Annotated in this window: 16 protein-coding genes; 2 read left to right on the top strand and 14 right to left on the bottom strand. The window is 42.1% G+C overall.

The window, feature by feature from the left end:
• The first annotated feature begins 102 nt into the window (after positions 1-102).
• Positions 103-594, top strand: a complete 492-nt coding sequence (locus BN1234_RS17030; RefSeq protein WP_054957847.1) for a DinB family protein — start codon at positions 103-105, stop codon at positions 592-594.
• A 597-nt stretch (positions 595-1,191) separates the two neighbouring features.
• Here BN1234_RS17030 and BN1234_RS17025 read toward each other — a convergent pair.
• From BN1234_RS17025 to BN1234_RS16990, 8 genes are all read right to left on the bottom strand, one after another.
• The gene (locus BN1234_RS17025) at positions 1,192-2,067 is read right to left on the bottom strand and encodes a carbohydrate ABC transporter permease (protein WP_054957846.1); all 876 of its coding nucleotides are present in this window, start codon (positions 2,065-2,067) and stop codon (positions 1,192-1,194) included.
• A gap of 23 nt (positions 2,068-2,090) precedes the next feature.
• Positions 2,091-2,948, bottom strand: coding sequence for a carbohydrate ABC transporter permease (locus tag BN1234_RS17020; protein ID WP_054957845.1), 858 nt, complete (start codon positions 2,946-2,948; stop codon positions 2,091-2,093).
• Between the two features lie 116 nt (positions 2,949-3,064).
• Positions 3,065-4,402 (bottom strand): ABC transporter substrate-binding protein, encoded by a 1,338-nt coding sequence (locus BN1234_RS17015; protein WP_054957844.1) that lies wholly within the window; start codon positions 4,400-4,402, stop codon positions 3,065-3,067.
• 262 nt (positions 4,403-4,664) lie between these two features.
• The gene (locus BN1234_RS17010; RefSeq protein WP_054957843.1) at positions 4,665-5,141 is read right to left on the bottom strand and encodes a GNAT family N-acetyltransferase; all 477 of its coding nucleotides are present in this window, start codon (positions 5,139-5,141) and stop codon (positions 4,665-4,667) included.
• Between the two features lie 147 nt (positions 5,142-5,288).
• Entirely contained in the window at positions 5,289-5,519 is a 231-nt protein-coding gene (locus BN1234_RS17005; protein WP_054957842.1) for a cold-shock protein, read from the bottom strand.
• Positions 5,520-5,589: 70 nt separating this feature from the next.
• Complete coding sequence (locus BN1234_RS17000; protein WP_054957841.1) at positions 5,590-5,790, bottom strand: cold-shock protein; 201 nt, start codon at positions 5,788-5,790, stop codon at positions 5,590-5,592.
• Positions 5,791-6,101: 311 nt separating this feature from the next.
• Positions 6,102-6,992: an aldo/keto reductase gene (locus BN1234_RS16995; RefSeq protein ID WP_054957840.1), complete on the bottom strand. Its 891-nt coding sequence runs from the start codon at positions 6,990-6,992 to the stop codon at positions 6,102-6,104.
• Between the two features lie 223 nt (positions 6,993-7,215).
• Positions 7,216-7,743: a GNAT family N-acetyltransferase gene (locus tag BN1234_RS16990; RefSeq protein WP_054958032.1), complete on the bottom strand. Its 528-nt coding sequence runs from the start codon at positions 7,741-7,743 to the stop codon at positions 7,216-7,218.
• A 159-nt stretch (positions 7,744-7,902) separates the two neighbouring features.
• Here BN1234_RS16990 and xerS point away from each other — a divergent pair, with 159 nt between their 5' ends.
• Positions 7,903-8,988: a tyrosine recombinase XerS gene (gene xerS / locus BN1234_RS16985; RefSeq protein ID WP_054957839.1), complete on the top strand. Its 1,086-nt coding sequence runs from the start codon at positions 7,903-7,905 to the stop codon at positions 8,986-8,988.
• Positions 8,989-9,170: 182 nt separating this feature from the next.
• Here xerS and BN1234_RS16980 read toward each other — a convergent pair whose 3' ends face one another.
• From BN1234_RS16980 to lpdD, 6 genes are all read right to left on the bottom strand, one after another.
• Complete coding sequence (locus BN1234_RS16980; protein WP_054957838.1) at positions 9,171-10,463, bottom strand: molybdopterin molybdotransferase MoeA; 1,293 nt, start codon at positions 10,461-10,463, stop codon at positions 9,171-9,173.
• A gap of 167 nt (positions 10,464-10,630) precedes the next feature.
• Positions 10,631-11,380 (bottom strand): DUF4247 domain-containing protein, encoded by a 750-nt coding sequence (locus BN1234_RS16975; RefSeq protein ID WP_054957837.1) that lies wholly within the window; start codon positions 11,378-11,380, stop codon positions 10,631-10,633.
• Positions 11,381-11,390: 10 nt separating this feature from the next.
• Positions 11,391-11,894: a DUF4178 domain-containing protein gene (locus BN1234_RS16970; protein WP_054957836.1), complete on the bottom strand. Its 504-nt coding sequence runs from the start codon at positions 11,892-11,894 to the stop codon at positions 11,391-11,393.
• A 31-nt stretch (positions 11,895-11,925) separates the two neighbouring features.
• Positions 11,926-12,330, bottom strand: coding sequence for a DUF350 domain-containing protein (locus BN1234_RS16965; RefSeq protein ID WP_054957835.1), 405 nt, complete (start codon positions 12,328-12,330; stop codon positions 11,926-11,928).
• 114 nt (positions 12,331-12,444) lie between these two features.
• Positions 12,445-13,119 (bottom strand): PspA/IM30 family protein, encoded by a 675-nt coding sequence (locus BN1234_RS16960; protein ID WP_054957834.1) that lies wholly within the window; start codon positions 13,117-13,119, stop codon positions 12,445-12,447.
• A 103-nt stretch (positions 13,120-13,222) separates the two neighbouring features.
• A complete protein-coding gene (gene lpdD, locus BN1234_RS16955) occupies positions 13,223-13,582 on the bottom strand; it encodes a prenylated flavin chaperone LpdD (protein WP_054957833.1) in 360 nt (119 codons plus the stop codon).
• Positions 13,583-13,769 lie beyond the last annotated feature (187 nt).

Raw genomic sequence — 13,769 nt, 5'->3', positions numbered from 1 at the left:
TGATTGTCTTGTTAACGTTATAGCAAGCATGATTTCATTCTGTGCCTTTTCACTGTATTAGAATTACTGTATGCTAGGCTTATCAGAAAGGAGTGGATAATAATGTTAAACAACTTGATTCATGGAGATGCCTTGCAAGAACTTGCTTCCACGCGCCGCATTCTTGAACGATTGCCTGATGAACATATGACTTGGAAACCACATGAGAAATCGATGACACTCGGAGGTCTGGCCACACACCTGGTCAACCTGCTCAACTGGCAAATCGCGATTATGATGTATCCAGAATTTGATCTTTCTTCTGTGCCGCTTCGACGGGAAGCATTGAATCAACGCTTAGAAATATTGGATGAGTTCGATACAAATGTTGTCAAGCTTGAGAAGCTTTTATCTAACTGTGATGAGAACATGCTTGGCGAGGAATGGACTCTCCGCAATGGCGACTATATCATTACACGCCAACCGAGGGCACTTGCGCTTCGCACCTTCGGATTAAACCACATGGTTCACCACCGGGCACAGCTTGGCGTTTATTTAAGACTTCTTGGTATACCGGTTCCTGGGGTGTACGGTCCCTCAGCCGACGAAATATGAAGGATGAATGAGTAATCGTAAAACAGTCGAAGTGCAATGGCATTCATGCCGCTGCTCTTCGACTTCAGCAAGTATCCAGCGCAATGCTTTCGTTACCCAATTGAGCATAACACCTAGCTGCACTTTAATGCATTCTATCTATTCTCGAAACGACCAAACTGATATTTTAGCTATTGACATTAATATGGGGTTTAAATATTTCCATTTTTCATGTTTTATGAGCTATGGGTGTAGAATGATGATATTTAATCGTAGTGACAAGGAAGAGTAAATCAATTAGGTTTACTATTGTGAATTTTTCATATATTGAAATAAGCATATTAGAGTGTTATTAATGTCTTTTGAAACTGCTCCTCCTTTCCCTCTATCACCCTTCCAGAATAATTAATACGTTTCATCGGATACGACACTGCCCTCCCACTTATGAGAAGCAACCACCTTTTTCTGATGTTATTTTTATGAATTTACTATTATGAATTTTTCATATGTTGAAATTATCTATACGTTCCATTAAGTCTTAATCTACATAAAAAGACCCTTCAAGATCGCAATTACGCTTTCTTAAAGGGTCTTATGAACTTTTATCAAGCATGGGAATTAACCTTTAATAGCACCTTCTGTCAAACCTTTCTCGATATATTTCGAGATAAACAGATAGACAATTAATACAGGGATTACGGTTAACGAAACGGCTGTAGCCATCAGACCGAAGTCTGTTCCGTATTGTGAGCTGATTTCATTCAGCAAGGCCACAATCGGACGAACGGTCTCTTTGTTTACAAAAATCAAAGCGGAGAACAGATCGTTATAAGACCACAGGAATACGAAAATACTTACGGAAGCAAATACCGGTCTGGAGATGGGCACAAACAGCTTCGTAAACATCTGCCATCTGTTACTGCCATCGATAAAAGCAGCCTCCTCCAGGTCTTTCGGAATCGTAGCCATAAAACCAGCCATGACGAGAATGGCGAAGGTCAAGTTACCTGCTGTTTGAGGTAAGATCAAACCGTAATATGTGTTTACTAATTTTGTTTTGATCAGAATTTCATAAACCGGAACAACAGTCGCAAATGCTGGAATCAACAATGTGGCATAGAGAATTGAGAATATGGCTTTCTTACCTCTAAAGTTGAATCTCGACAGTACGTACGCTGCTAATCCTCCTAACAAAAGTACTAATAGCACGGTACTGCCTGACATGATCAGGCTGTTAATGTAACTTCGGCCAATATTAATTCGATCAAATGCATTTTGATAGTTTAACCAGATGGGATCAAATGCGATCTTAAACGAATTGTTCATAACATCCCTTGATGCCTTGAAGGAGTTATTTATAATCCAAAACATTGGATAGATTGTTGTCATAGCCCAGGCAGTCAAAATAACATACGTTAAAACACTGCCGATACTCACTTTTTTTCGCTTCTCATGTCGTACTACCTGTTTTTTATCATTAATGACTTGCTGCATAATAGTACACCCCTAATAACAGCTTAGTATGTAATCTCTTCACTCTTTAACAAGCGGTTGGCAAGAAGGGCAAGCAACACGCCGAATACAACCATATAAATAGCTATTGTCGATCCATAACCAAAGTTCTGGTCCACCATCGCCTTTTTGTACATATACGTACCTAATACCTCTGTACCATTCTGACCTGATGTAATGACCCAAACGAATTCAAATACTTTCATGGTACCTGTAATAGCAAGAGTAATTACGACTTTAATGTCACTAAGAATCAGAGGAATGGTTAACTTCGTTGTTTTCTTGAAACCAGTAATCCCCTCAAGCTTGGCTGCTTCATAGAAATCAGACGGAATTTTGGACATCGCAGTTAAGAATAGAACAAAGTAAAATCCAACATAATGCCATACCGTCGGGATCGATACTGCTCGAAGTGCATTGCTCTCATCCAGCCACAGCACTTTTTCGATACCGAAATTAGCCAGTATGTTGTTCAGTAGCCCGAAGTTATAATTATAGAACAGAACAAAGAGCAAGGAGATTGCCGTTCCGGAGATAACAACCGGGAAGAAAAATACAGTCCGGAAAAAGCCTTTAAGATTGGAAATATTATCAACTAAAACTGCAAGAACTAAAGCGATTCCGACTTGGAATACAATTACATATAACATAATTTCTAACGTATGAAGTGTCGCTGCCCCAAGCAGTTTATCCGTAAACAGACGTTCGTAGTTGTTCCACCCAACAAATTTCTTGTCGAAAAAACCTGTAGTACGATAAAAGCTGAGATATAAGCTTTTAAAGAACGGATAATATAGAAAAACAGAAAAGAATAAAGCTGTTGGAAGCAAAAACATCAAAATATACTTTCGATCACCCTTCATTATTATCACCTTTGATGTTTATTTTTCTTCAATAATCGATTAAATGATTGCGCCGCCCATAAGATCCAACAGGGCGGCGCAATTACATATAGGGTACCGTTAATTAAATATGGAACCTATTTCTTGTTATCATCCTCTGTCTTTTTAGCTTCTTCAATCGCTTGTGTTGGTGTCTTGGAACCAGTCACAACCGGTTGTACGCTAGCACGAAGACTGGAGAACGTTTCTTGGGAAACCTTACTGTCAACTGGTGCGTTGATGGAATTTGCTTTTGCAGCCATATCAAAACCATCAAGAGAAACTTGAGGCAATCCTGTTGCTTCAACAGCGGCAGCAGGTGTTCCGCCGTTAGCAGAAGCTATTTTTTGAATGCTGTCCGGAGAAGTCAAGTGCTTAAGCAATTCAATGGTCATTTCTTTCTTATCTGCGTTATCATAAGAAGCTTTAGAAACATAGAAACCGGATCCGAAGCCACCTACGATATCATTGCCACTGCCAACTCCACCAGGAACAGTTGGGAAAGGAACTACAGAAGTATTATCTCTTGTCTCTTCACTCCAACCTCCGACAGCCCATGAACCTTCAAGAATCATCGCTGCAAGACCTTCACTGTAGTAGTTACCAGCCATACCTAAATCGATTGTAGCTGCATCTTTAGGGAATGCTCCAAGGTCATACAGCTCTTTCATTGCAGCATATGCTTTCTCCCAGTTTGGATCGATACCGTCCAGCAAGCCTTTATTTTGTCCTTCTGGACCAGCAGCTGACAATATTGTGTGCTCAATCAAGTAGTGGGACTGGTCAAATGGTACAGAAAGAGGAATGATACCTTTAGCTGAAAGTGTAGTTACTGCTTTCTTCATTTTATCCCAGTCGGTTGGAGCTTCCAGACCGTTTTCTTCGAAAATTTTCTTGTTATAGAACAATCCTTCGTAGAAGCCAGTAAGAGGAGCTGCATAGATATTACCGTCCTTTTGTTTAGCCAGTTCCAGAGCATCTGGAATGAAACCGTTCTTCCAATCCGGATTATCATCAAGGATCTGATTCAGAGGAACAACTTTACCCGCTTTTACGAAGCCTTCAGCATCTGCTCCAATGAAGTAAAAGAGCAAGTCAGGCTCGTTGCCGCTGTTCATGTCTGTGTTCACTTTCGTTCTGAAACCGTCATCATTTGCTGACATGGTATCATTATCAATTTTCACATTCGGATGTTTTGCTGTGAAGTCATCCAACAGGGCTTGGAATGTTTCACGTGCTGCGTCAGTACCACCAAATGTAGAGAACACGCGCAATGATACTTCTTTCGCCGGCTCTTCCTTCTTCACTTCTTCAGTAGGCTTTTTCTCGCCCTCTGCTGCAGGTGCTGGAGTTTCTGTCTTGCTATTACCGCACGCAGCTAAGAACATGCTCAGTAACAACATTACGCTCATAAGCAGTAATGAAGACCTTTTCATCTTTGAATCCCCCTTAGTATATTTTTTGGAACAACCAGGACATCAGGCTGTCTATTAGAATTTTATTCCAATGTAAAACTTAATCAAAGGGGGATATTCCTCTAAATAGGGGATAAATTTTCCAACTTTTATGTGTTTTAAACCAAATGATTATGTTATAAATTACACATATTCGACACTGCGGATATTTGATAGAAAATAAGAAGGGTGGATATATGGATGTATTTTTATACTTATTATGAATTTTTCATATAATGTATTTTTAACATGTAATTCTTTTAATCATTAAAAAATTTGTCAGCTCAGTACCTCTTCTTATCACAGTCTGTTGACGTATAACTTCATATCCAAGGTGCTTAAAAAAGGGCTTCGCCGTAATACTAGCTTCTGTTTTGATCTCCGTTAGTCCCAAATTCATCGCCTCCCTTTCTAATTTTTCAACCAATGCTTTAGCAATCCCTCGTCTCTGGTAATCCTTATGAACATATAAACGATCTAAATAACCCGTTCTTGTCATATCTGAAAAGCCTACTATTTCCCCATCATAAACTGCTACATATGTATTATTGAGATGAAAGGATGTGAGCCATCCTTCAATGATTTGCTCTTGCTCTTCAACCGGAGCCCAGGCTTCAAGCTGTTCCTTTGTATAATCCTTTTTATTAACGGAATGAACCGTACTAAAATACAATTTCACCATCTGATGAATATCATAATTTTCAAATTCTCTTATAATCAAATTCTTACACCCTCACTTTTTATACAGATTACGAGTACTTGTAATCTCATGCGGGATTAAAAGATCATCTTTTCAACTTGCTTATGTCACACAAAAAAAAGACGCCCATTCCGGGTGTCTTAGGTAACTGCATATATCCAGCTTTTCTTAAGTAATTGTAATCCCTTTAGCCAGAGCCTTCATATCATGATTTGTATTTACCAGTTGAGGCAGCGTCTTTATACTTCTGATCATTGGGGAGCTGCACTGATGGCATGTCGGCTGATACTCAAAAGCGAAATTATCTCGAATCCAGCCATTGCATTCTTCTTTCTCACATGTCCAAATTGCGGTTTCTTCTTGAGGAAGCTCTTCTAACGATTTTTTTCTGAAGTACATATTGACCCCTCCTTAATGTAAAAAACTGTCCTTAACGTAAAGGTTAAGGACAGTTTTTCCGGTAATCAATTTACAGTTTTACAACGTTCTCGGCTTGTGGTCCACGGTTGCCTTGTACTACGTTGAACTCAACGCGTTGGCCTTCATCCAAAGACTTGAAGCCGTCGCCTTGGATAGCTGAGAAGTGAACGAAAACGTCATTGCCGTTTTCAACTTCAATAAATCCGAAACCTTTTTCTGCGTTAAACCATTTTACTGTGCCTGTTTCCATAATATAAAAACCTCCAATATTTTTTAACATGCGTTTCTGTAATTAGTGGGTACAAAATAACAAATTCACACATTGAAAAAGGTGCCCATCATAAGTGACAACCTTTTTCAATATGTGAATCACAAGGTTTTGGTATTTGTCATTTAACTTATGATACCACGAATACAATATATTATGCAAGGAATCTTTATGTTTTATTACAAAATACTGTAATTAGACCGGAAGTTTCTTCGGAGATATCGGCATTCAGTTTACATAATATTTTTGATGTAAACTGAATGCCGAACAAATTTTCTTTCAAATCACAATCCTCATACCTTCCCTATCCAGTCCGGACCAGCGACCTCTTTCCAACGTGCACGAATTGCTTCAAAATCTTCTTGTGTAAGCCTTCCTCCGTCTTCTAGCATTGCTGCGTTTTGCTCCCAACGAGACGGATTCGCCGTTCCAACAATCGCTGTTGCTACGCCTGGAACCGTCAAAGTGAACTTCAGCGCTTGCTTGACGCCCGTTTGAACATCTGCCAAGAAATCATATTGGAGCTCCTGAAGCCGGACCCAATAAGGATAAGCATAATCCGTTTGGCTTAATGTTTCTTCCTTCCAAGCTACATTAGCTACCGGGCGTTTAGCAATTACACCCATTCCACGTTTCACAGCTTCCGGTATAGTCAGTTCTATTGCTTCCTGGTCTGCAATATTCACCGATGTTTCAAAACTGTCGAAGACCCCTGTCTGAATTGCATATAAAGCATCCGTCGTGTCCCCGCTGTAACCGATGTATCTTGTCTTCCCTTTTTCTTTCGCTCTCTTCAGGACCTCAATAACCTCACCTTGACGGAGAACCTCTTCAGAGCAGCTGTGAAGATGAATAACATCAACATAATCAACCTGAAGACGCTTTAGACTCCTGTCTATACTTTTCTCAAGTAGGACAGGATCCCAGTCCGGATATTCCAAGCCGGCCGCATGACCGCATTTGGTGAACAGATAATAGTCTTCTCTTCTGCCAGCAAGTGATCTACCGATTAACTCCTCACTGTTTCCATAACACTCAGCTGTATCGATCATATTTAAACCGGCATCTACCGCACTGTGCAGCAGTCGATCGACTGTTTTTTGATCCTCCTGACCAATTTCTGCGCCGCCAAACCCTAATATACTTACCTGCATGTCTGTCTGACCAAAAGTTCTTCGTTCCATCCCTTCACTCCTTCATAAAATAGCTGTTTGAGTTCCATTACCCTTAATGAGAACTTATGAAAGTGCAAGATCTAAAAAAAACGAAAATATTTCCTCTTTCGAACCACTTCCCTAAGAACACCAATTCTTGAGAGACTTCCAGTCCAGTATTTCATTCAAGCAAGTTATTCCCGATAAGGCTGGGGGGCTTTACATTAATTCATGTAATTAATATTTAATGACATTAAATATTTGCACTTCTAAAATACTGAGATCGATTTCCACGTTCTAGATCAACCCGCTCTTCATATTGATTATGAGTATAAGCACCAATGGTTTTACGCCAGAATGCCTGTGCAGGTAGATTTGTACTGACCTGCGTTACTTTCCAGCGGCCCTTCAAGCGGTCGAACAGCTGATGGGAAGCCCACGTGCCCAGGCCACTGCGGCGGTATTTTTTCATGACGAAAAATTCACTCAAATAAAAGTCAGCTTCACTCGTATCATCCATACGGTCAACCAGCGCAAATCCTGCAGGCTTGTTATGATATGTAATCAGGTAAGGAAATCTTATTTCGCGTATGTTCCAATAGTCATCAAGTCCGGGGTAAGGAGCGAAGTTTCCCTGTTCAGTAACATCAATATCTAAAAATTGCGTAAAATCATACAAGTAAAACTGCATTAAATTTTCAATCACTTTCTTTTGCCTAGCAGGTACCAAGCTGATTCCCATCGGGTTTCTGCTTTCCGTGTTTGCATAGTGTGTGAACATAACTGCCTCCCGCTTATCCATGATATTTCGACCTTTTTTCCACAATACAGCTCCTCAAGTTTGCTATCCGGGACGAACAAGCATTCGTTATGATAAACTAATAGAAACTATCCTTCCTTCGCTTTTTATAAACTCATTAAGATTTGTGAGGTGGACAACTTGAACATACAAAAAGGAATTGACCGTTCAAAGCTGGATGAAAAAGCGCCCTCCATGCCTTGGTTCGTACAGCAATTTATTGATTACAAACTCCCTGACCTTTCTCCTTCTACTCTGCTGGAGTATGTAAGAGATTATGAAACTTTTTTCAATTGGCTTCGTGCTGAAGGCCTTTCAGAAGCAGAGGACAACTCTAAGGTGACTTTACTCGAGCTTGAGACTCTTCGGATGGAGAGCGTGACAGGGTATCGGCTTTATTTGACGACAAGAAAGGAAGGAACCAACTCCCGGATCACCGTATCACGTAAACTCTCTTCACTCCGCTCGCTATTTCATTATTTAAGCCAAATTGCTGAAGATGAAGAGTATTACCCGCTTCTCAAGCGCAATATCATGGCCAAAGTGGAGAATAAAAGGATACATAAGCCCAAAGACACTGCGGCTAAGCTTAAAGGCAAAATTCTGGAGGATGAGGAGCTTATTGATTTTATCAGCTACATCCACGAGGGTTATGCTGCCGATGTCGCAAAGAACAAGCAGGCACTCTATGCTCATGAGCTCAACAAAGAGAGAGATGCCTGTATAGCCAGCCTGATTCTGAACTCGGGACTTCGTGTGTCCGAAGTGGTCAATTTAAATGTCAGTGACCTGGATTTGAACAATAAGATGCTCCATGTATTCCGAAAAGGTAATAATGACGAAACGTTTAAAACGCCGGTCTATTTCCGGGCACAAGCCAAAGATGACCTGGAGCATTATTTAGCACTGAGACAATCACGTTATAAGGTGCCAAAAAAAGAAAAGGCACTTTTTGTAGCGCTTCGAAACGGTCAGATTGAAGGACAGCGAATGACCAAACGGGCGATTCAGGCGATGATCATAAAATACGCCAAGCGTTTTGGCAAGCCATCGCTAACCGTGCATAAGCTTCGCCACTCGTTTGCTACGGACTATTATCTCCAGAACGATATATACAAAACCAAAGAGCAGCTGGGCCATGCCTCTACCGAGACAACGGAAGTATATGCCCATCTGACTGATAAAACCATGTCAGAAGCCATTGAGCGCCGTACAGAGTCTTCCTGATGCCTATAAGTATCATCTCTGTACCTCTTACCACATAAACACTGCACTCTCCTCGGCCTCTTTCATTCGAACTCAGGAACCGGGTTGCTGCTCAGGTATTCGAGAAGCAGCCCGGTTCCTGTTTTATATACGGCTGAATACCAACTCCCGGATGAGTGCCGGAAGTCATTGCACATATTCTGTTATGAAAAAGCCCCAGGCAGTAGAAGCACATTTACCTTCTGTCCTGCAGCAGCGCCCTTCAGTTCCGGAGGAATGACTATAAGGCACGAACTGTCCTTGATTGTAATCATAACGCTGGATTCATCGAGCAGAGCCGGCAGCGCTACCATTCGGCCATCTATCACTTCCAGCCTGCCTCTTACATAGCGGGTAAAGTTGTTTACCCTATGGTAGTCAGATCCGAGTTCTACACACCATTCTCTAAGGTATACATCTTTCATGCCGAGCATCTTTCGAAGTGCCGGTCTAATAAAGAGCAGAAAACCAACATAACAGGCACCCGGGTTCCCGGATAAAGCAAACAAAAGCTTTTCATTCTGGACAGCTGCCGTTGTTACACTGCCTGGCCTCATGGTCACCTTGTTGAACAGCATTTGCATGGATCCGTTACGGACAAGATCACCCATAATATCATAATCTCCAACAGATACACCACCTGTGGTAACAACGAGGTCATAAACTTCGAGCGCTTCCTCCACCTTTTGGCGTGCCAGCATGATGTCATCGGGAATCGCATCCATAATTACCGGCTCAGCACCGGCTTCACGAATTTGCGATGCCAGCATATGCGTGTTGCTATTTCGGATTTTACCGGGTTCTAGAGGAGCACGAATATCAAGCAGTTCCGTTCCTGTCGAAAAAACACCCACTACCGGCTTTCTCATTACCACGACCTCGTGGACACCGAATGTTGCCAGCACTGAGATTTCTCCCGGCCCAATCCGGGTACCTCTCTTGATGATCACTTCTCCCTCCTGCAGTTCTAAACCGATGGGTGTAATATTCTTGTCTCGATCAACAACCTTTTTAATCCCGATCCACTCTGCATCCTCTTCTGTCCTAGTCTCGGTCATTTCCAGCATGACCACGGCATCGGCTCCTTCCGGTACCTGCGCTCCTGTCATAATACGAGACGCTTTTCCTGAAGTTATCACTTGTTTAGATACCGTTCCGCAAGGGATGTTATCAATAACCTTTAACCATACGGTCTCTCCGTTCCTGCAGCAATCCGTGTCGGAAGACAATATAGCATAACCGTCCATCCCGGATCGGCGAAAAGCCGGATAGGGGTGAGGAGCAGAAATATCGGATGCCAATATACGTCCGTCACTTTGCTCGAGCATGACGGTTTCAGTTAACCCCTCCAACACATGGTCCATAATAAGCGCTTGAGCATCAGGCACCTGAAGCGCTTTGCGTTGGAATTTACTTATATCGCGCCCATATAGCGCGTCTTGCTTACTAAGGTTCATAGGTGTCTAGGCCTCTCTCTCCAATTGGCTCAAGCCGCTCATTCTATAATTTAAACATGTTCTGTCTATAAATCAGTTATAACTTTTAATGAAACTCAAGGCAAACTTTTCAATCTAAATGGATTAAAAAAGACGTATGGCAGCTATCAGCCATACGTCTTTGTCATTTACCTTCGTCCTCGTCTGCCAATTTTACCAGAACCAAAACGGGTCTTTGGCTTCTTGTACGATTGCCGCGGGGAATCGAATAAACCGCCACCGCCCCTGCTATCGCCTCGTTTGATGGTGCCTTTGCTCTGATCACTTGAAGGATCCCGCTTAAATATGTTTCCGCCGGTTCCAACCTTGCCCTGTCCGCGCCTTGATATCTTTCCGCTTCGATCTACGGTTAGAGGAGGTGCTACCTTCTTGTCACTATCCGTCGGTTTACGATAGCTTCCATCCTTCGGTTTATACACATCTTTACTTGTATAACCCCTGTATCCTCCACCATATCTTCCGCTTAATGAATCAAACAGGTCACCAATCAATACCGCTGTTAAATAACCCTGCAGAAAACTGGAATCATAGTTACGCCTAACATATTCCTTGGAATCAATTTCAATCAGTGTATCTTCCGGTTTAGAAGGATCCTGCTGGAGATGGTAAATATCATCTCCATATACGAGAAACATTCTTTCATTATTTTCCGCCGACATCTCATCCGGCTGGTTCTCTTCAGACAACTCCATTGCAACAACCGGGACACTTTTACCGGCAGCCCGATATACATAAGAACTTGAATTTCCGTCTCGGTTAACGGATTCAAGCGGGTACGATTGCTTAACATTAGGTGGCGCTCCACAACCGCTCAAAAGAGATACAAGGAAGCTGAGCACCAATAATAATTTTATCGATAATAAAGAGCGACGCTTCATGTAACCACTCCTAAGCCCGGATGACCTTAACATCCCCCGGAATCACTTTCTCTCCTTCATACAGCATAAACCGTCCGTTCTGCCACTCAATTCTGACTAGACGATAATCATCTGATTGGTATTGCCATACATGCTGTTCACCACTCTGTGTGAAGGGGGTACGCCCTGTTATGGAAACATGACCACCATACTCTTCCTCCAGATGGTATACTCCATCATCCAATTCAATGATTGTAGGCACTTCATCAGGCGCATCAAGCCTGCCGTCAATAGGACTATATAATGCATATTGCACCGTTTCTCTTTCTTCGATATGAAGATATGCAATATTACTTCCGTCCTGGAGCGTCAATACAACCGCATTTCGCGCACGGTTATGTACTCGTCCAGTCACTTCATAGGTAACAAGTGAAACTTCACAGATATCTCCGGGGCTCAGCTGCAGCATGCTCTTCTCCACTTTAGGCGGCTCCGGTTTTGCAAACAAATTGCCTATTCTTTTCCACACACTCATTCTTTCAGTCTCCTGTCACTGTTATGCATGATTAAAGGCAAGCGGTAATAATTAAAGCACCTACGATATGAAGTGTGCCTGCAAACAAACCATATCCGGTTCTGCCTTCTTTTGTCCCTTTATCCAAATCAATACTGCCGAGAAGCTTCAGCATCCATTCAGCCAGCGCTTCCAAAATCAAAAGAATTACAAAGGAAACAACAGATACGACAATAGCTTCTACCAGATGAGCTGAAGTGCCAATCGAGACGGATAAAATATATCCTTGTGCAAGCAGTTTCATAATTAAGCGTGTCGTAACCGCCATGTTTCCTGCCTTCACTTCTTCAAGGTCCTTATATTTCGTAAACAACGAGTCTACAAACATGAGTACAAAAAGCAGCAGCGCACCAACACCAGTCCAGACCAAAATCCCCAGAATTACATCAAGATTCATTCCTCAGCCTCCACCTTCAACATACGAATCATGTAAAGGCGAAGGAGAACGCCGCCTTATACATGCGATCCCCTTCGCCTGGTATGACAAACATCAATATAATCTTAAATGATGTTACTGATCTTTATTCTCGTACTGCTTCATCAATGCTGCCAATTCGTCTTCTACGGCCTTGTCTTTGCCCAGGTTCTCGAATTCTTCGTCAAGCGACTTTTCCTTTGTATTCATCTCATTGCTTGCTTCAGCGCGGGCTTCCATCTGAAGCATCTTTTCTTCCATACGTTTCAATCCTGCAGAAGCCGTATCGGAACTGAAGCCATTCATAGCCTTATTAATTTCGGTTTGGGCTTTCGCTGCATTATAACGAGCCACCAGTGTCTCACGCTTATTCTTCATTGCGGCAAGCTGTTTACGCATCTCTTCGAGCTTGCTGCGAAGGTTGTCAGCAGCGAGTTTATTTTGATCATAGCTTGCTTTATATTCGTCTCTCTTGGCTTCAGCAGCCTTTTTCTCTTCAAGAGCACGACGAGCAAGGTCAACATTCTGGGCTTGTGCCGCAGTGTGTGCCTGCTGAGTACGCTTTTCAACCAGCGCTTCCTGCTCCTCATACAATGCTTTAAAGCGTTTCTCAATGGCGATTTGTGCAGCAACAGCTTTCTCTGCATCCTCGAGATCTTCCGTCATATCCCGAATATATTGGTCGGTCATTTTGATGGGATCTTCAGCCTTGTCAATAATGGAGTTAATGTTGGACATTGTTAAATCACGTAATCTTTTGAATATGGACATGTTTCTTGCCTCCCAATAGAACTCAAAATATTTTCTTATGTTCCTTATTTACGTGATGAACCTAAAAACGTTTCAATTTTACTTAAACATTTTTATCAGTTCCCTAACATTCTGTAGATGAGATGCTGCCGTCTGAGACTTGTTTCAAATATTCATCTACCCTCTTCTCTGCAAGTATGATGATCCGTTCAATATCATATCGCTGTAAATGATCGTAATGGATACCCATGACAACTGTAACGGTTCGGCATAGTTGTTCAGCGCACTGCCGGGCGAATTTTTCGGTAAGGAGATACTCTTTATGCCCAGGAATTGAGGTGGTTTCTACCTCTATCTTTCCCTGTGTGACATAGGCTGTTGATACAGCGCCAATATGTACCTCCCCACCCTTAATAATCAACAGGATGTCCCGGCCTAATTCAATTTCTTCCAGGGTTAGAGCCTCATTCTCGTTTAATGTCATACTCTACACCTCCTGAATTGACCTGCTTCATGTTCTAGACGATTCCTCTGATTTCATCGAAGTGGGAAATTTTCTCTTCAATCATCAAGCCATGTAATTCATCAATTAGTCTTTCACCAGCGCGAAGATCTGCGAATCCGGCCGTTCCCACTTGGATCGCTGCCGCACCCGCCATTATAAACTCCAT

Source organism: Paenibacillus dakarensis (assembly GCF_001373415.1).
Lineage (GTDB): Bacteria > Bacillota > Bacilli > Paenibacillales > Paenibacillaceae > Paenibacillus_AQ > Paenibacillus_AQ dakarensis.
Note: the sequence above shows the minus strand (reverse complement) of the source record. Positions and strands in the feature narration are given on the sequence as shown.

Coding starts and splice junctions, on each gene's coding strand:
- BN1234_RS17030 (WP_054957847.1), top strand. CDS start 103: ATGTTAAACAACTTGATTCATGGAGATGCCTTGCAAGAACTTGCTTCC.
- BN1234_RS17025 (WP_054957846.1), bottom strand. CDS start 2,067: ATGCAGCAAGTCATTAATGATAAAAAACAGGTAGTACGACATGAGAAG.
- BN1234_RS17020 (WP_054957845.1), bottom strand. CDS start 2,948: ATGAAGGGTGATCGAAAGTATATTTTGATGTTTTTGCTTCCAACAGCT.
- BN1234_RS17015 (WP_054957844.1), bottom strand. CDS start 4,402: ATGAAAAGGTCTTCATTACTGCTTATGAGCGTAATGTTGTTACTGAGC.
- BN1234_RS17005 (WP_054957842.1), bottom strand. CDS start 5,519: ATGTACTTCAGAAAAAAATCGTTAGAAGAGCTTCCTCAAGAAGAAACC.
- BN1234_RS17000 (WP_054957841.1), bottom strand. CDS start 5,790: ATGGAAACAGGCACAGTAAAATGGTTTAACGCAGAAAAAGGTTTCGGA.
- BN1234_RS16995 (WP_054957840.1), bottom strand. CDS start 6,992: ATGGAACGAAGAACTTTTGGTCAGACAGACATGCAGGTAAGTATATTA.
- BN1234_RS16990 (WP_054958032.1), bottom strand. CDS start 7,743: ATGTTCACACACTATGCAAACACGGAAAGCAGAAACCCGATGGGAATC.
- BN1234_RS16980 (WP_054957838.1), bottom strand. CDS start 10,463: ATGAACCTTAGTAAGCAAGACGCGCTATATGGGCGCGATATAAGTAAA.
- BN1234_RS16975 (WP_054957837.1), bottom strand. CDS start 11,380: ATGAAGCGTCGCTCTTTATTATCGATAAAATTATTATTGGTGCTCAGC.
- BN1234_RS16970 (WP_054957836.1), bottom strand. CDS start 11,894: ATGAGTGTGTGGAAAAGAATAGGCAATTTGTTTGCAAAACCGGAGCCG.
- BN1234_RS16965 (WP_054957835.1), bottom strand. CDS start 12,330: ATGAATCTTGATGTAATTCTGGGGATTTTGGTCTGGACTGGTGTTGGT.
- BN1234_RS16960 (WP_054957834.1), bottom strand. CDS start 13,119: ATGTCCATATTCAAAAGATTACGTGATTTAACAATGTCCAACATTAAC.
- lpdD (WP_054957833.1), bottom strand. CDS start 13,582: ATGACATTAAACGAGAATGAGGCTCTAACCCTGGAAGAAATTGAATTA.